This window comes from Glycomyces sp. NPDC021274 (assembly GCF_040641195.1).
Taxonomy (GTDB): Bacteria; Actinomycetota; Actinomycetes; order Mycobacteriales; family Micromonosporaceae; genus Glycomyces.
Genome location: NZ_JBFADC010000005.1, coordinates 365,713 through 382,899, shown reverse-complemented (window position 1 = coordinate 382,899; position 17,187 = coordinate 365,713). Strand labels below are relative to the sequence as shown.

The window sequence follows — 17,187 nt, the reverse complement described above, 5'->3', positions numbered from 1 at the left end:
TCGTTCCCTATGCGTCCCTGAAGGAGTACACCTGCATGCCTTCGAGGGTGAGGCAGGCCAGGCGGGTCTCGCTGGCGTCGCAGGCGTAGACCTCGAGGTCGATGTGGAGCGAGGTGCGGGTGCCGTCGCGGCCGAGGCCGATCACGTTGCCGGTGCTGGTGCTGAAGCCGGAGGCCGCGGGCCAGGTGAGGGCGCTGCCGCCGTCGATGGCCTCGAAGTCGCTCTCGCCCACGTCGTTGCCGACCGCGTCGAAGCCCTTGTCGTAGATCTGGGTGCGCACGTCGTCGCCTTCGTAGTGCTCGACCATCATGCGGTCGCCCAGCGGGAGGATGTAGCGGTACTCGCGCTCGTCGAAGACGTGCACGATCTCCTCTTTGTCGGGGTTGTAGAGCCGCCAGGTGTAGATGTCGATGACGTCGGCGACCGGTTCGCGCACGCAGATCAGCTTCTCGCCGCAGGCTTTGAGCTGGTCGGGCGCCGGGGTCTCGGACGTGACGGTCTCTTCGTCCACACGGGACAGACCGTCGTCGATGTCGTAGACGTTGAGGTCGTAGCCGGTCTCCTTGTCGACCGCCACGTACAGCAGGTTGTCCCAGCCGAAGTACAGGTCCTCGACGGTCTCGACCTCCTTGGAGGCCACCTTCTCGCCGGACTCGAGGTGGTGGACGTGCACCACGTTGTCGCTCGTGACCGCCCAGACCCGGCCGTTCCCGTTGGCGCGCAGCGACGGCTCCTCGAGGTCGTCAGGCGTGCCAACGAGGTCCCAATTGGACACGGTGACGCCTTCTTCGACGTTCCCGAGCTCCCAGCTGGAGACGGTCTCGCCGGCGCCGTCGTACACCGTGAAGGTGTTGCCGCCCAAGGGGCCGAGCACGAGGTAGTCGCCCGAGCGGGCGGCCGTGCGGTCGGCGCTGTCGACCGTGTTGCGGGTCTCGCCGTCCTTCCAGTCCAGGAAGTAGAAGCGGTACGGGGTCTCGCTGGCGGTGTCGACCTCCTGCGAGAAGGCCACGAGGTCTTCGGAGACGTAGAAGTTGCCGTCCCAGCCCGCGCCGGGGAACACCATGTCGCCCTCCCACAGCGGTTCGCCGGTGTCGGTGTCGACGGCGCGCAGGTGGAGCTCCTCGCCGCTGGGGTCGGTGGAGGCGGTCGTGTAGGCGAACAGGGTCTTGTCGTCCCAGACGCGCACCTGGTAGACGTTGTTGTTCACTGCGCCGCCGAACGCGGTGGCCTCGCCGACCGGCGCGAGCGCCTCGTCGAACGGCTTCTGCTTGTACGGGTTCGTGAGCCAGAGCCAGCCGATGGGCAGCAGGATCGCGAGCACCACCACGACCGCCGCGATCGCGATCCACTTCGGACGAATCTTGCGCTTCGGCGGCTCGGGTTCGCCCCGGCGCAGCATGATCGTCTCGTCCGTGCCCGGCGTGACCGGCGGCAGGCTGCCCGACCGCATCGGCGGCGAGGTGTGCGGGGCAGTCGGGGACTGGATCGGCGGCGACGGCACCTGCGCGGGCGGCGTCACCGGGGCGGGCCCGGCCATGGCGAGGGCCGCGCCCTCGCTCACGGGCAGTTCGGGCTGCTCGAGGACCGTGGGCGCGATGCCGAGACCTTCATGGAGCACCTTGGACACCATGGGCATGCGGCTCGAGCCGCCCACGAGGAACAGGCCGGCGAGCTGCTCGGGGCGGCGGCCGGTGAGGCCGAGAACGCGCTGGGTCTCGCCCACCGCGCGAGACAGCAGGGGACGCGACAACTGGTCGAGCTCGCCGCGGGTCAAATGCAGGGACTGCGCCATGTCGGGCACCGTGACGGGCGCGACCGAGGAGCGCGAGAGCATCTCCTTGGCGGCGCGCACCTCTTCCCACAGTTCGCGGCGGTTGCGCATTTCGGAAGCGCCGCTGGGGTTCTCGAGCCGCTTCCAGATCTCGGGGTCGCGCTGGCGCACCGTGGCGCCGATGTGGTCGACGAGCACGGCGTCGAAGTCGAGGCCGCCGAGGTCGGGCAGGCCGCCGTCGGCGAGGACGCCGAACGAGCCGTCCTGGCGGCGCTCGAGAACGGCGATGTCGAGGGTGCCGCCGCCGAAGTCGAACACCGCGAGCGCCTGCCCAGGGCGCATCGGGTGGGAGAGGCGGGAGGTGTAGTAGTGCGCCGCCGCAACGGGTTCGGTGAGGATCTTGACGGGCCGGTACCCGGCTTTGGCGGCCGCGTCGTGCAGGGTGGCGCGGCGCTGCTCGCTCCAGGCGGCCGGGCAGGTGAGGACCGTGTTCGGCAGGTGCCCGACGGACTCGACGGCCGTGCGGGCGACGCGGGCGAGGATCGCGGCGAGCGCGGCGGCGACGGGGATCTCGCGGTCGCCGAGGAGGATCGTGCCGTCGGCGATGCGCTGCTTGGGGTTCGGCTCGAACCGCTCGGGGGCGGTGAGCGCGAGCCGTTCGGCGTCCCGTCCGGTGTGGATGGTGCCGCCCGGGTCGAGGAACACGGCGGAGGGCATGACCGGGGAGCCGTCGAAGAGCAGCGGCCGGGTGCGGCCGTCGGGCCACACCAGCACCGCCACGGTGTGGGAGGTGCCGAGGTCGACGCTCAGGAGGTATTCAGCCGGCATGTGGTTGCAGCTCCGGGGGCGCTAGGGCGTGCAGGGTCGTTCCAGGTTAGTCCGGTGCGGCGAATCGTGCGGTCACGGGATGACCGTTTGTGGTCGAGTGCGTCGCCCGCGCCTGCGGGCGGTCTCGGGCGGTGCGCACGCTGTTCGGGACGGCCGCCGGCGCGGGGCGGGCGGTCGTCCCGGGCGGTCCGCTAGCGGCGCTGGCGCTGGACTTCGGCGAGGGCGATCGAGGCCGCGACGGAGGCGTTGAGCGACTCCACCTCGCCCGCGATCGGGATGCTCGCGATGTGGTCGCAGGTCTCGGCGACGAGCCGGGAGACGCCCTTGCCTTCATCGCCGACGACGATGAGGAGCGGGTCGGTGGCCACGGGCATGTCGAACACGTCGATGTCGCCGCCGGCGTCGAGCGCGACCGTCATGAACCCGGCCTGCTGGCAGGCCTGGATGGTGCGGGTGAGGTTGACGACCTTGGCGACGGGCAGGCGGGCGGCGGCGCCGGCGCTGGTGCGCCAGGCGACGGCCGTCACGGAGGCGGCGCGCTTGGACGGGATGATCAGGCCGTGGCCGCCGAAGGCGGCGGCGGAGCGGATGATCGCGCCGAGGTTGCGCGGGTCGGTGACGCCGTCGAGGGCGACCAGGAGCGGCGCGGTGCCGGAGGTCTTGCTGATGTGCAGGAGGTCTTCGAACTCGCTGTACTGGTACGGCTCGATCTGGAGGCCGATGCCCTGGTGGAGGGCGTTGTTGGTGCGGCGGTCGAGGTCGCGGCGGGCGAGCTCCTTGATGGGGAGGTCGCGGTTGCCGGCGAGGCGCACGGACTCGGCGATGCGGTCGTCGAGCTCGGTGCCGAAGGCCACGTACAGCGCGGTCGCGGGGACTTTGGCGCGCAGGGCCTCCAGGACCGGGTTGCGGCCGAGGATGAGCTCGGGCTCGTCGTCGCGGCGGCGGCGCACGGGACCGGAGGGCCGGGCCTTGCCGATGTTGGTGGTGCGGCCTTCGGAGGCGGCCTTGGCGCGCTCCTTGGACTGCTTCCACTGGGTCTTGCGGGGCTTGTCGTCGCCCTGGTACTCCTTGTGCCAGGGGCGGTCCTCGGCTTTGAGGGTGCGCCCCTTGCCGGCCAGGCCCTTCTTGCCGCCGCCGGAGCCGATCTTCGGTCCGGCTTTGGAGGTCTTGCGGCGGTTCGGGTGTCCACCCTTGGTGCTCATCGGTCTCGGTTCCCCAGGTCTCGGTCGTCGCGGGCGGCTGCATCGCCTGAAGTCTCAGGCGTGCTGGCGTCGCCGCCGGTCACATTTACACAGGCTCGCAAGCTTCGCCCGGACTCAACATCACACGTGCAGTCAGGCTCGCAGGCTTCGCCAGGACTCAACATCACACGTGCGCAGTCAAGGCTCGCAGGCTTCACCTAGTTGACTGTCCATACGGGACCGCGAGGGGTGTCCTTGACGGTGATGCCGGCTCCGCTGAGCTCATCGCGAATGCGGTCGGCAGCCGCGTAGTCCTTGCGGGCCCTGGCCTCGGCGCGCTGTTCGAGCGCGAGCTTCACCAGCGCGTCGACGGCGCCGGTCAGCTTCGCGTCCCCCGGGTCGTCCCAGTGCGGGTCGAGCGGGTCGAGGCCGAGCTGGTCGAGCATAGCTCGGACGGCGGCGGCGTGGCGGGCCGCGGCGGTGTCGTCACCCGCGTCAAGTGCGGCGTTGCCCTCGCGCGCGGAGTCGTGGATCACGGCGACGGCGGCGGGCGTGTTGAGGTCGTCGTCCATCGCGGCGGTGAACTCGAGTGCGAGGGAGCCGCCGATGGTGGCCTCCGCGCCGAGGGCGTCGGCGGCGCGGTGCACGAAGTTGGAGAGGCGCTCCCAGGCCGAGCGGGCCTCGCCGAGGGCGTCCTCGGAGAAGTCGACGGCGGACCGGTAGTGGACGCCGGTGAGGTAGTACCGGATGGCCGCGGTGCCGAAGCCCTTCTCGCCGAGGGCGCCGATGGAGAGGGTGTTGCCGAGGGACTTGGACATCTTGGTGCCGGCGAGGTTGAGCATGCCGTTGTGCACCCAGTACTTGGCGAAGGGCAGTCCGGCGGCGCTGGACTGGGCGAGCTCGTTCTCGTGGTGGGGGAACATGATGTCGGTGCCGCCGCCGTGGATGTCGAAGCCGTCGCCGAGATAGCGGCGGGCCATCGCGGAGCACTCGATGTGCCAGCCGGGGCGGCCGGGGCCCCACGGGGAGGTCCAGGCGGCGTCGGCGGGCTCGCCGGGCTTGTGGGCCTTCCAGAGGCCGAAGTCGCGAGAGTCGCGCTTGGCGCCGGGCTCGGCGCTGGAGAGCATGTCCTCGGGGCGGCGGTGGGAGAGTTCGCCGTAGTCGGGCCAGGAGGAGACGTCGAACCAGACGTCGCCGGCGCCGGTGACGTAGGCGTGGCCGCGGGCGATGAGCTCCGAGATGAGGTCGATCATCTGGGTGATGTGGCCGGTCGCGCGCGGCTCGTACGTGGGCGGCTCGGCGCCGAGGGCCGCGTAGGCGTCGGCGAGCACGCATTCGTTGGCGTAGGCGATGGACCACCAGGGGCGGCCCTGCTCTTCGCCGCGCACGAGGATCTTGTCGTCGATGTCGGTGATGTTGCGCACGTAGGTGACGTTGTAGCCGCTGCGGCGCAGCCAGCGGATGAGCACGTCGTAGGAGACGCCCGAGCGGAGGTGGCCGATGTGGGGCGGTCCCTGGACGGTGAGGCCGCACAGGTAGACGCCGACTTCGCCGGGCTTCCGGGGCTGGAAGTCGAGGACGGATCGGGTGCCGGTGTCGTACAGTCGCAGGCTCACTCGTCAAGTCTAAACAACCAGGCCACGCCTGGCCCCCGCCCGGCCCGCGTGTCCGCGCTCAAGGTCGCGCCAGTGCTTGCGCGACGCCGCACCGGGCCGGTATTACGCGGCCGCGGGTAGTACCCCGGTACTGGGCGGGCCCTGCGCCTCCTCCTCCGGCAGGAGGAGAAGATCGGTCCGTGAGCCGGTGCGCGGGGATCTGTGTCCTCATAGACTGGCCGCGTCCCCAGGGACTCCGCCCGCACCCCTCGAACTGAAGACCTGATGAGGAGCCCGATGATCACAGCGAAAGGCCTGTACAAGCGATACCGGAAGACCGTCGCGGTCAACCAGTTGTCGTTCGACGTCCGGCCTGGCGTCGTCACCGGATTCCTGGGGCCCAACGGCTCCGGGAAGTCCACCACCATGCGGCTGATGCTCGGCCTCGACCACGGTGAGGGCCAGACCCTCTTCGACGGCGAGTCCTTCACCGACATCCGCCGCCCCATGAACAAGGTCGGCACCCTCTTGGAGGCGAAGCCGTTCCACCCCACCCGTTCGGCCCGCAACCACCTGCGGATGCTCGCCAGCGCCAACGGCATCGGCGACAAGCGGGTCGACGAGGTCATGGACCTCGTCGGCCTCGGCAGTGTGAAGCGCAAGAAGCCGAAGGGCTATTCGCTGGGCATGGCGCAGCGGCTGGGCCTGGCGCAGGCGCTTTTGGGCGATCCCGGCATCCTGCTGCTGGACGAGCCGACGAACGGCCTCGACCCGCACGGCATCCACTGGATGCGCGACATGCTCAAGCACCTCGCCGCCGAGGGGCGCACCATCTTCGTGTCCAGCCACCTGCTGTCGGAGATGCAGCTGATGGCGGACGAGCTCGTGGTGATCGGGCGCGGCACGATGATCTTCAACGGTGACGTGAACCAGTTCGTGCGGGACTTCACGCAGTCCACAGTGGTGGTTCGCAGTCCTTCGGCCGACGGGTTCGCGGCGGCGCTGGAAGGCGCCGGCGCGGAGGTCGCGAAGGGCAAGGACGGCGAGCTGGTGGTCTCCGGGATGGAGATCGGCGCGGTCGGGCACCTGGCGTTCACGGAGAACGTGGAGCTGTCCGAGCTGTCCACCCGCAGCGCCTCGCTCGAGGAGGCGTTCATGTCCGCGACCGGGTCCTCTGAGGAGTTCGTCGCGGCCGAGCCGCTCGCCGCCCCGGCTGCGGCCCCTGCCGCCCAGGCCCCTGCTACCCAGACCGGTGGTGCCGACCATGCTTGATGCCCTTCGTTACGAGTGGACGCGGCTGACGACGCTGCGTTCGACCTACTGGCTCATCGGTATCGGTGTGCTCTGCTCGCTCGCGATCCCGGTGATCGCGGGGATCGTGGTCAGTGACGACCCGCTGGTGCCGGAGACGGTGGCGGCGGGCCTCAACGGCGGTGCCGCGTTCGGCATCCCGTTCCTCGCCGTGTTCATGGCGATCATCGGGATCTTCGCGACCGGGCACGAGTACCGGCACGGGACGATCCAGCCGACACTGACGGCGCTGCCGCAGCGCTCGACGCTCATCGCGGCGAAGATCCTGGTGATCTCGGGCGTGACGGTCGCGGTGACGGTGTTCTCGATGGCGATCAACGCGCTGGCGATGCTCGTCTTCTGGGGCGACGTGCCGGGGCTGTTCGAGGACCCGCTGCGGTCGGCGCTGCTCGGGTACGTGGTGTACACGCTGATCTACACGCTGGCGGGGCTGGGCCTGGGGCTGCTGTTCCGGGGTGTGCCGTCGGCGCTGGTGGTCATCTTCCTGATGCCGCTGATCATCGAGAACCTGATCTTCGGCCTGTCGTTCCTGCCGATGGCGGACTGGCTGGTGCCGGTCGTGAAGTTCCTGCCGTTCTTGTCGGGTGCGCGGCTGATGTCGCTGGACCTGTCGATGATGTCGGGCGAGGGCATGCCGGACTTCGACTACTTCGGCCGCTGGGGCTCGGGCGGCGTGTTCGCGGCCTTCGCGGCTCTGATCATCGCGGGTGCTTGGATCCTGTTCAAGAAGCGCGACGCGTAAGGAAGCGAGCGCGGTAGGAGACGCGAACGGCGGCCCGGGGCTTTCGCTCCGGGCCGCCGTCGTCGTTCTCGCTTATGCGTTCGCTTCGAGTTCGCGGCGCACGAGGTCCGCGGTCTCGATCGAGTTGAGTGCGGCGCCCTTCATGAGGTTGTCGGCGACGACGAAGAACTCGAGCGAGTTCGGGAAGTCGATCGACTGGCGCACGCGCCCGACCTGGGTGCCGCCCTTGCCGACCGAGTCGATCGGCATCGGGAACACCATGTTCTCCGGGTCGTCGACGAGGTCGACGCCGTCGGCCGCCGCGAGCACGCGGTGCGCTTCGGCGACGGTCACCTCGCGTTCGAAGGTGGCGTGCACGACCTGCGAGTGGCCGACGGCCACGGGCACGCGCACGCAGGTCGAGGCGACTTTGAGGTCGGGCAGGCCGAGGATCTTGCGGGACTCGTTGCGGACCTTCAGCTCCTCGGAGGTCCAGCCGTCCGCCTTCCAGCCGCCCACCTTCGGCACGACGTTGAGCGCCAGCGGCGCCCCGAACGGCGCGTTGAAGTCCTCGCCGAGGACCGCGCGCACGTCGCCGAGCTCGGTGCCGACCTTGTCGACGCCGGCGAGCTTCTGGAACTGCGCGTACAGCGCCTCGAGGCCTTCCTTGCCCGAGCCGGACGCGGCCTGGTACGAGGCCACGCTCATCGACACGAGTCCGAACTCCGCGTTCAGCGCCGCCAGGGACGGGATGAGCGCGAGGGTCGTGCAGTTGGCGTTCGCGATGATCCCCTTGGGCCGCACGGCGGCCGCCTCCGGGTTCGCCTCGCGGCACACCAGCGGCACCTCGGGGTCCATGCGGTAGTGCGCGGACTTGTCGATGACGACGACGCCCTTCGCGGCCGCGATCGGCACCCACTCGGCGCTCACTTCGTCGGGCAGGTCGAAGTGCGCGATGTCGATGCCGTCGAAGGCCTCAGGGCTGATCGCCTGCACTTCGATGCTCTCGTCGCCGACCGACAGGACCTTGCCGGCCGAGCGCGCGGACGCGATGAGGCGCACCTCGCCCCAGTTGCCGCGCTCCTCGGCGAGGAGCCGCCGCATGATCGATCCGACGACGCCGGTCGCGCCGACGATCGCCACGTTCAGTTTGCGCGCCATGCCTATCGCCCCGTTCCGGCGTAGACGACGGCCTCTTCGGCGCCGCCGAGCTCGAACTTGTCGTGCACCGCGCGCACCGCCGCGTCGAGGTCGGTGTCGCGGCAGACCACGGAGATGCGGATCTCCGAGGTCGAGATGATCTCGATGTTGACGCCGGCGTCGGCGAGCGCCTGGCAGAAGTTCGCGGTCACGCCCGGGTGCGAGCGCATCCCGGCGCCGATGAGCGAGATCTTGCCGATGTTCTCGTCGTAGATGAGCTTCTCGAACCCGATCGCCGTCTGGTGCTTCTTCAGCGCCCCGGTCGCCTTCGGTCCGGCCTCCTTGGGGAGGGTGAACGAGATGTCGGTGTGGCCGTTCCCGGCGGTCGACACGTTCTGCACGATCATGTCGATGTCGATCTCGGCGTCGGCGATCACCTGGAAGATCGCGGCGGCGGCGCCGGGCTTGTCCGGGACGCTCGTGACGGTGATCTTGGCCTCGGAGCGGTCGTGCGCGACGCCGCTGATGAGTGCTTGCTCCACGGGCAGCTCCTCCATGTAACCCGACACCATCGTGCCGGTCTTGGTCGAGTACGACGAACGGACGTGCAGCGGGAGCCCGTAGCGCCGGGCGTACTCCACGGCGCGCAGGTGCAGGATCTTGGCGCCCGAGGCGGCCATCTCCAGCATCTCCTCGAAGGTGATCGCGTCGAGCTTCTTCGCGTTCGGCACGATCCGCGGGTCGGCGGTGAAGACGCCGTCGACGTCGGAGTAGATCTCGCAGACGTCCGCTTCCAGCGCTGCGGCGAGTGCGACGGCGGTCGTGTCCGAGCCGCCGCGGCCGAGCGTGGTGATGTCCTTGGTGTCCTGGCTGACGCCCTGGAACCCGGCGACGATCGTGATGAACCCCTCGTCGAGCGAGGAGCGGATGCGTCCGGGCGTGACGTCGATGATGCGGGCGACGCCGTGCGCGGCGGTCGTGATCATCCCGGCCTGCGACCCGGTGAACGACCGGGCCTGGAAGCCGAGGTTGTTGATCGCCATCGCCAGGAGCGCCATGGAGATGCGCTCGCCGGCGGTCAGCAGCATGTCGAGTTCCCGGGGTTCGGGCACCGGCGAGACCTGGGCCGCGAGGTCCAGCAGCTCGTCGGTGGTGTCACCCATGGCGGAGACGACGACGACCACGTCGTCGCCGCGCTTTCGCGTCGCGACCACTCGTTCGGCGACGCGCTTGACGCGTTCGGCATTCTCCACCGATGAACCGCCGTACTTCTGCACGACTAGCGCCACGGATTTCACCTCACTCGCTCGTGTCTCAGGTCACTCGAAACCGCCCTTGCGGGGGCGGCCACCTCACCTTAGCTGCGCATACCGGTGTGTCGCCAGGTCGTTCTGGGTGGTGAGACAGAGAATCGGGCGGTGGCATGGACATGGACGGGCAAGACAGTGGCGGCGCTCACGCTCGTGGCGGTGCTGGCGGGGTGCGGGACGGCGACCGCCGTCGACACCCCCGAGGAGACGGCGCCGCGCGCCAGCGCCCGCGCGACCCTCATCGGCCGCGTGAGCCTGGCGCTGGACGAGACGTACACCGCGCAGTACGAGTGGTCCGAGGGCGGCACGGTCACGGTGTGGGCCGCCGCCGACGGCACCTGGCGCGTGGACGTCCCCAGTTGGGCGCTCGGCGGCACGGTCGACGTCACCGTCGCGTGGACCACCGGCGGGTTCTTCCAGTGCGCCGCGGGCCGCTGCGTGCGCCTCGCGGGGATCACCGGCGAGATCCCGAAGGAGTACGACCCGAAGGTGCAGCTCCCGTTCGTCGAATGGCTCCCGCAGCTGCTCGACCGGCACCTGCCGTTCGCGATCGGGCAGGACGGCGACTGCTTCACCCTCACCCCGAACACGGTGGTGGTCGACCCGCCGATCCCGCCCGGCGAATGGTGCCTGGACGAGGCCGGGACGATCCTGTCCGTCGAGAGCGCCGCGTTCGGGACCCTGCAGCTCGTCGGAGCCCCGGCCGAGGCGGTCGCCACGGTCGAGCTCCCCGGCGACCTCAGCGACGCCGAACCGTTGGGGCACAAGGCACCCGTGGAGCCCAGCCCGAGCGTGGACCCGTCCGCGACGCCCTCGCCGGGGGCGGGCGGCACGCCGTCGACCGCGCCGTCGCCGTCCCCGACGCCTTCGCCCGAGGAGTAAGGAAGCCGACACGAGCAGGCGGCCCGCTCCCTGTTCGTGGCACCATGAACGATGGCGAGCGACGACGCCGCTACAAGGACGGCACCGCTGCGATGCCGCCACCGGACCGCAGACGCGCCCCGCCGGGACCCCGGCGCCGGCAGCCGTGCGAGACCCAGATCCGAAGGAACGCGCATGACCGCACCGACCGAGCCTTTCCAGCCCCGCCACGCCCAGACCGCGGTGCCGATCCACCCGCTGCTCGCCTCCCGCCAGTCCACGCGCGCCTTCGCGCCCGGCGTCGACCTCACCGAAGGCCAGGTCGCGGCCCTCCTCGAAGCGGCCCGCTGGGCCCCGAGCGCCGGCAACACGCAGCCGTGGCGGTTCCTCCTCGCGCGGCGCGACACCGGCGAGTTCAAGCGCGTCGTCGAGACCCTCAACCCCGGCAACCGCGACTGGGCCGGGCAGGCCTCCGCGCTGCTCGTGGCCGTCCGCACCGACGCCAACGACCGCGGCCCGCTCGCGCATGCCGCCTACGACCTCGGGCAGGCGATCGCGCACCTGACGTTCCAGGCCGCCGCCGAAGGGCTCACCGTCCGCCAGATGGGCGGCTTCGACGCCGCCGCGCTGGCCGCCGAGTTCGATCTGGCCGCGCCGCTGGTGCCGACCACGGTGGTCGCGATCGGCCTGCCGGGCGACCCGGCCGACCTGGACGACGCGGTGGCGGGCCCGGACCGGTCGCCGCGCGCCCGTCTCGCGATCGGCGACCTGCTCATCCACCCGTAGGGCGGCGGTGGCCGGTGCCGCATCGCCGCAGCCCGGTCTTCAGCGGGACCGTCCCAGCATCCGGGCGTCGAAGTCGACCTGAGTCACACCTGCGGTGTAAGCTCTCGGGGTCATGCGGTTCACGATGCTCCTTAGCTGCCGCGGCGGGGCCAACTAGGTCGGCTCCTCGTCGCGGGTTTTCGCATGCCGGCTGGATCAGTCAGAAGCGACTCAGACCCACAGCCATCTCCACAGGAGCATCCGTGACATCCATGACTTCCAACGGCTCGGCTTTCGCCGACCGCGCCAAGCGCTACCAGCCGTACCACTCCCAGTTCAAGGTCGACCTGCCCGACCGCACGTGGCCGGACCAGATCACCGACACCGCGCCGATCTGGTGCGCGGTGGACCTGCGCGACGGCAACCAGGCGCTCATCGACCCCATGACCCCCGACCGCAAGAAGAAGATGTTCCAGCTGCTGGTCGACATGGGCTACAAGGAGATCGAGGTCGGGTTCCCCTCCGCCTCGCAGACCGACTTCGACTTCGTACGGCAGCTGATCGAGCAGGACCTCATCCCCGACGACGTCACCATCCAGGTCCTGACCCAGTGCCGCGAGCACCTGATCGAGCGGACCTTCGAGAGCCTGCGCGGCGCCAAGCAGGCCATCGTCCACTTCTACAACTCGACCTCGACGCTGCAGCGCCGCGTCGTGTTCGGCCTGGACAAGGACGGGATCACCGACATCGCCACGCAGGGCGCGCGGCTGTGCCTGAAGTACGCCGAGATGCACACCCCCGACACGGCGATCCGCTACGAGTACTCCCCCGAGTCGTACACGGGCACCGAGCTGGACTACGCGGTCGAGGTGTGCGCCAAGGTCGCCGAGGTCATCCAGCCCACCCCCGAGTGGCCGCTGATCGTGAACCTGCCCGCCACCGTCGAGATGGCCACCCCGAACGTGTACGCCGACTCGATCGAGTGGATGCACCGCAACCTGCCGAACCGGGAGTCGCTGATCCTCTCGGTGCACCCGCACAACGACCGGGGCACCGGCGTCGCCGCCGCCGAGCTGGCCGTGCAGGCCGGCGCCGACCGCGTCGAAGGCTGCCTGTTCGGCAACGGCGAACGCACCGGCAACGTCTGCCTGGTCACGCTGGGCCTGAACCTGTTCAGCCAAGGCGTGGACCCCCGCATCGACTTCTCCAACATCGACGAGATCAAGCGCGCCGTCGAGTACTGCAACCAGCTGCCGGTGCCCGAGCGGCACCCGTACGCCGGGGACCTGGTGTACACGGCGTTCTCCGGTTCGCACCAGGACGCCATCAAGAAGGGCTTCGCGCACCTGGAGGCCGACGCCGAGGCGGCGGGCGTCCCGGTCGACGAGTTCACTTGGGGCGTACCGTACCTGCCGATCGACCCGAAGGACGTCGGCCGCACCTACGAGGCCGTCATCCGCGTCAACTCCCAGTCCGGCAAGGGCGGGGTCGCGTACGTCATGCAGAGCGAGTACGGCTTCGACCTGCCGCGGCGCATGCAGATCGAGTTCAGCGGCGCGATCCAGCGGCACACTGACGCCTCCGGCAAGGAGGTCTCGACGCAGGAGATCCACGACATCTTCCGCCGCGAGTACCACCCCGAGTACCAGCCCACGCCGCGCCTGGTCGTCGAGGACCACACCACCGTCTACACCGGAGAGACGCTGACCCTGGACGCGCACATCGTGCTGAACGGTGTCGAGCAGAAGGTCTCCGGCACCGGCAACGGCCCGCTCTCGGCGTTCACCGACGCCCTGTCCTCGGTCGGCGTCGACGTCGAGGTCCTGGACTACGCCGAACACGCCCTGTCCGCCGGCCAGCACGCCCAGGCCGCGTCCTATGTGGAGTGCGCCATCGACGGTCGGACCGTATGGGGCGCAGGCGTCCACCCGAACATCGTCCTGGCGACGATGCGGGCCGTCGCGAGCGCCTACAACCGGGCGTAGCCGCAGCCCACACTTTGGCGAGCTCGCTCGCCTTGCATTTCGAGCATCGAACCCGTTGGGGCGGACCGCGAAAGCGGCCCGCCCCTTTCGGCGCACTGAGCGGGACGGGGTTGTCGCCCTCCATGAGTACGATGCGCGCACCGTGTTCCTCCACAGCAGATTGCAGGACCGATGACCCGCACGACACCCCCGCGCCCCCATGGCATCACCGGGCAGTTCCCCGAACTCGCGCAGTACGCCAGGCCGGCCGCCCGGCTCCACCCGCGCCAGGGCGAGCCCGGCGTCGGCGACAGCTCCATCGGCGGCCCGCTGCTCTGGCCCGCCGATGAGCCGTGGCCGACTTGCGGACTCACCCATGAGGACTGCCAGGACGAACCACTCGACTACACGTTCGCGATGCGCGACTACTTCGCGGACCGCGACCGGCGCCAAAAGCAGGGCGATGCGCTCGACTGGGACGCCGAACGCGCCCGCATGGCCGAACTGGAGGCCCAGTACGCCGTCGACAAGTACCCCGGGTACGACGAGGACGCACCACCGCCGCTGATCCCGCTGGCGCAGCTGTACTACCGGGACGTGCCTGGGCTCCCGTGGGCCGACCGGTTCGACCTGCTCCAGATCCTGTGGTGCCCGCGCGACCACCCCGACGCCGACACCCCGTACAACCCGGTCTTCCAACTCCGTTGGCGCAGCGGCGAGGACGTCAAGGAACGCCTCGTCGATCCTCCGCGGCCGGTCGTCGGCAACGGCGACTACCTGCCGAACCCGTGCGTCCTGCACCCCGAGGTGGTGACGGAGTACCCGGTGTTCCGGGAACTGCCCGAGCCGCTGCAGGAGGCGATCGACGGCTGGGAAGAGCAGATCGACGAAGAATCCACCTACATCCTGGACCTCTCGGTCGCGCCCGGCTGGAAGGCCGTGGGCCAGGGCGGCAACTGGGCGATCATCGACCCGTACCCGATCGTCTGCGAATGCGGCGAACGCCAGCTGCCGCTGTTCACCGCCGACAGCGGCGAATCCGGCGGCGACAGCAGGAGCTGGAACGCGGTGGAGGACACCGACGGGCGGTACACCAATCCGGTCGAGGTCATCATCGGCCGGGCCTACATCCTCCAGCTCTACTACTGCCCGGTCTCTGAGCAGCACGTGAACCGCACCGAGATGTTCTGACCCGTCCCGCGCCCGCGATCCCTCGGCCTCGGCGAAGGTCCTTGGGCCGCATCACGCCGGTGGTGAGGACATCGACGATCGCAAGGACTCTGCGCGGGCCCCGCGAACCGGGCGAGGAGACTGACGGCAACACGGCATCGACGCGGCCCCGCCGCGGAACCCGGAGGTCAACCATGTCCGTCGCTTTCGTCTCTGGCGCTTCACGCGGCCTCGGCGCCGTCATCGCGCGGCGGCTCGCCGCCGACGGATTCGCCGTCGCGGTCAACTACGCGAAGGGCCGCGAAGGCGCGGAGAAGGTCGTGGCCGACATCCGCGAGGCGGGCGGCACGGCCGCGGCGTTCGGCGGCGACGTGACCGACGAAACCGCCGTGAACGACATGATCGAGCGCGTCCGCGCCGAGCTCGGGCCGGTCACGGTCCTCGTGGCCAACGCGACCGGCCCGCAGCCCGAGGTGCCCCTCGACCGGCTCGAATGGCAGGACCACCTGGACCAGTTGGCGTTCTTCGTCAAGAGCCCGACCCTCCTGCTCCGCGCGGTCCTCGCGGACATGCGCGCGGCCGGCGGCGGGCGCGTGGTCCAGATCGGGTCCGACATGTTCGAGCGCGCGCTGCCCGGCTTCTCGGCGTACAACGCCGCCAAGGGCGCGCAATGGGGCCTCACCCGCACTTGGGCAAGGGAACTGGGCGGCGACGGCATCACGGTCAACCTGGTCGCACCGGGCTGGGTACCCGTGGAACGCCACGGCGAGCTCACGGACGCCGACCTCGCCGGGTATGTCGCAGAGGTTCCCATGGGCCGCATCGGGAAGCCCGACGACATCGCCTCGGCCGTCTCCTACCTGGCGTCCGAGGCCGCGGGATTCGTCACCGGGCAGCGGATCACGGTCAACGGCGGCCACAACATGGATTAGCGGCGGGTGCTCTTTCGCCCGCTTTCGAGAGGGACCACCACGCCTAGGACACGACCGCTATCTGCGCGACGACCGCAAGATGATCGGTGCCGTCGATCTCGGTGAACGCCACCGAGTCGGTTTGCAGACCATCGGTAGTGAAGACGTGGTCGATCGGTGCCCGCAGCAGACCGGGCGCGCTCGCGGGCCAGGTGCCGTGCAAGCCTTGGCCTGTCGTCGCGGCGGCATCAGTGCACCCGTCCGTGGCGGCGCGAAGCGCACTGTGGTCGAGCGTCGCGTTGAAGTCCCCCGCGATGATCGCCCCATCGACGGCCCGGCAGAGCCCTTGCAGCCCTTCGAGATCGCCGCGCCAGCGCCCGGTGGAGAGCGGCAGCGGCGGGTACGCGTGGAAGGCCACGAAGCGCAGCGAGCCGAGCTCGCCGCCGGTGAGCTCCCAGGTCGGGAACGAGCCCGCGATCGACGGCTCGGCCGTGACCGCACCGAGGTCGGTCCGGTAGAGCACCGACACCGCGCTCACCGCCGAATCCGAGACTTGCAGGCTCGCACCGGTGTAGTCGTCCCCGACGGCCGCTTCCAGTCGGGCCCGGTAGTCCTCGCCCGCCTCGGGAAGCGCCACCAGGTCCGCGCCGCCGCGCGCGATCACCGCGGCGACCTCCTCGACGGACGCGTTGCCGCCCTTGACGTTGATCGTCGCCACCGTGAGCGACCCGGTCGCACCCGGCAGCCCCGGGTCGGGCACGGCGCGATGCGCGATCGAGACGGCCGCGATGAGGCAGGCCGCGAGACCGGCGGCCGCGGCCCAGCGCACGGCCGGGCGGCGGACGAGCAGCAGGCCCGCCCCCGCGATCGCGAAGGCGACGACGAGCACGGGCCTGAACGCGATGACCTGCGCGAACGGCGTCCAATGATCCAACCGCACCACATCCGGCAGGACCAGCAGACCTGCGGCGACGAACCCCGCCGCCGCGGCCCCCGCATATCGGCGGCGGAGCCGCGGCGTCTCGAGGTCGCGCTGCTCGCTGTCGGTTCGCTGCACTGCCATGGCCTTCCCGCAAGGTGCTCGGACAGGCCGCAGTCTACGAGGCCGCGCAGCGCGCGCCGATCATTTCAGGGTCTTGAGCGTGCCGTTCCGCGCCGCGTCCCGGCACTGGTCCCGCGACGCGCCCTCGGAACCCGAGCGCGAGCCGATGTCGCGCCCGACCTGGTTGTTGTGCAGGTCCATGTCCTTCTCCGCCGCCGGCTGGCCCGGCTTGTCCTCGTGGGCGTCAGCGACCTCCTTCGCCTGCTCGGCGTCGATGCGGTGGGTCATCAGCGCGTTCCAGTAGCAGTGGCGGAAGCCGTCGGCCTTGCCGTTGTGCATGGAGTCGAACGGGAAGTTGCCCCAGTTCACCTCCTCGACCGTGGCGGCCTCGGCATCGGTCGCGGCGCCCTTGGCGGTGCCGCAGTCGATCGGGCCGACCGCCCAGACGCAGTTCCAGATCTCGCCGAGGTCGGACCCGTAGTCCTCCTCCTCGTGCTCGATCACGATCGGCTCGGTCCGGGCCTCGGACGCGGCGGCCGGCGCGGCATTCCACGCGGTCACCGCGAGCGCGCCGATCGCGGCGGCGGTCAGGATCTTGGCGGCGGGCGTCGGCATGT

Annotated in this window: 14 protein-coding genes; 7 read left to right on the top strand and 7 right to left on the bottom strand. The window is 70.3% G+C overall.

What is annotated here, in order from left to right; genetic code table 11:
* Window positions 1-7 precede the first annotated feature (7 nt).
* The 3 genes from AB0I03_RS14775 to cysS all read right to left on the bottom strand — a co-directional run bounded on the left by AB0I03_RS14775 (window position 8) and on the right by cysS (window position 5,396).
* The gene (locus tag AB0I03_RS14775) at window positions 8-2,599 is read right to left on the bottom strand and encodes an Hsp70 family protein (RefSeq protein ID WP_360412085.1); all 2,592 of its coding nucleotides are present in this window, start codon (window positions 2,597-2,599) and stop codon (window positions 8-10) included.
* 191 nt (window positions 2,600-2,790) lie between these two features.
* Window positions 2,791-3,801, bottom strand: coding sequence for a 23S rRNA (guanosine(2251)-2'-O)-methyltransferase RlmB (rlmB, locus tag AB0I03_RS14770; protein WP_360412082.1), 1,011 nt, complete (start codon window positions 3,799-3,801; stop codon window positions 2,791-2,793).
* Between the two features lie 197 nt (window positions 3,802-3,998).
* A complete protein-coding gene (gene cysS / locus AB0I03_RS14765) occupies window positions 3,999-5,396 on the bottom strand; it encodes a cysteine--tRNA ligase (protein ID WP_360412079.1) in 1,398 nt (465 codons plus the stop codon).
* Window positions 5,397-5,672: 276 nt separating this feature from the next.
* Between cysS and AB0I03_RS14760 the strand changes: the two genes are divergently transcribed.
* Both AB0I03_RS14760 and AB0I03_RS14755 read left to right on the top strand, forming a co-directional pair.
* Complete coding sequence (locus tag AB0I03_RS14760) at window positions 5,673-6,647, top strand: ATP-binding cassette domain-containing protein (RefSeq protein ID WP_360412076.1); 975 nt, start codon at window positions 5,673-5,675, stop codon at window positions 6,645-6,647.
* On the top strand, window positions 6,640-7,428 hold the full coding sequence (locus AB0I03_RS14755) for a hypothetical protein (RefSeq protein ID WP_360412073.1): 789 nt from the start codon (window positions 6,640-6,642) through the stop codon (window positions 7,426-7,428). The genes AB0I03_RS14760 and AB0I03_RS14755 overlap by 8 nt, the downstream gene beginning before the upstream one ends.
* Window positions 7,429-7,500: 72 nt before the next feature.
* Here AB0I03_RS14755 and AB0I03_RS14750 read toward each other — a convergent pair whose 3' ends face one another.
* Window positions 7,501-8,568, bottom strand: a complete 1,068-nt coding sequence (locus AB0I03_RS14750) for an aspartate-semialdehyde dehydrogenase (protein ID WP_360412070.1) — start codon at window positions 8,566-8,568, stop codon at window positions 7,501-7,503.
* Window positions 8,569-8,570: 2 nt separating this feature from the next.
* The gene (locus AB0I03_RS14745) at window positions 8,571-9,836 is read right to left on the bottom strand and encodes an aspartate kinase (protein WP_360412067.1); all 1,266 of its coding nucleotides are present in this window, start codon (window positions 9,834-9,836) and stop codon (window positions 8,571-8,573) included.
* Window positions 9,837-9,965: 129 nt separating this feature from the next.
* Here AB0I03_RS14745 and AB0I03_RS14740 point away from each other — a divergent pair, with 129 nt between their 5' ends.
* The 5 genes from AB0I03_RS14740 to AB0I03_RS14720 all read left to right on the top strand — a co-directional run bounded on the left by AB0I03_RS14740 (window position 9,966) and on the right by AB0I03_RS14720 (window position 15,549).
* The gene (locus tag AB0I03_RS14740) at window positions 9,966-10,739 is read left to right on the top strand and encodes a hypothetical protein (RefSeq protein ID WP_360412064.1); all 774 of its coding nucleotides are present in this window, start codon (window positions 9,966-9,968) and stop codon (window positions 10,737-10,739) included.
* A gap of 174 nt (window positions 10,740-10,913) precedes the next feature.
* Window positions 10,914-11,504: a nitroreductase family protein gene (locus AB0I03_RS14735; RefSeq protein ID WP_360412061.1), complete on the top strand. Its 591-nt coding sequence runs from the start codon at window positions 10,914-10,916 to the stop codon at window positions 11,502-11,504.
* Window positions 11,505-11,755: 251 nt separating this feature from the next.
* The gene (gene leuA, locus AB0I03_RS14730) at window positions 11,756-13,468 is read left to right on the top strand and encodes a 2-isopropylmalate synthase (RefSeq protein ID WP_360412230.1); all 1,713 of its coding nucleotides are present in this window, start codon (window positions 11,756-11,758) and stop codon (window positions 13,466-13,468) included.
* Window positions 13,469-13,639: 171 nt separating this feature from the next.
* Window positions 13,640-14,638, top strand: coding sequence for a hypothetical protein (locus AB0I03_RS14725; protein WP_360412058.1), 999 nt, complete (start codon window positions 13,640-13,642; stop codon window positions 14,636-14,638).
* 173 nt (window positions 14,639-14,811) lie between these two features.
* Window positions 14,812-15,549, top strand: a complete 738-nt coding sequence (locus AB0I03_RS14720; RefSeq protein WP_360412055.1) for an SDR family oxidoreductase — start codon at window positions 14,812-14,814, stop codon at window positions 15,547-15,549.
* A gap of 43 nt (window positions 15,550-15,592) precedes the next feature.
* Here AB0I03_RS14720 and AB0I03_RS14715 read toward each other — a convergent pair whose 3' ends face one another.
* On the bottom strand, window positions 15,593-16,591 hold the full coding sequence (locus AB0I03_RS14715; protein WP_360412052.1) for an endonuclease/exonuclease/phosphatase family protein: 999 nt from the start codon (window positions 16,589-16,591) through the stop codon (window positions 15,593-15,595).
* A gap of 60 nt (window positions 16,592-16,651) precedes the next feature.
* Window positions 16,652-17,185, bottom strand: a complete 534-nt coding sequence (locus tag AB0I03_RS14710) for a hypothetical protein (protein WP_360412049.1) — start codon at window positions 17,183-17,185, stop codon at window positions 16,652-16,654.
* Window positions 17,186-17,187: the final 2 nt, after the last annotated feature.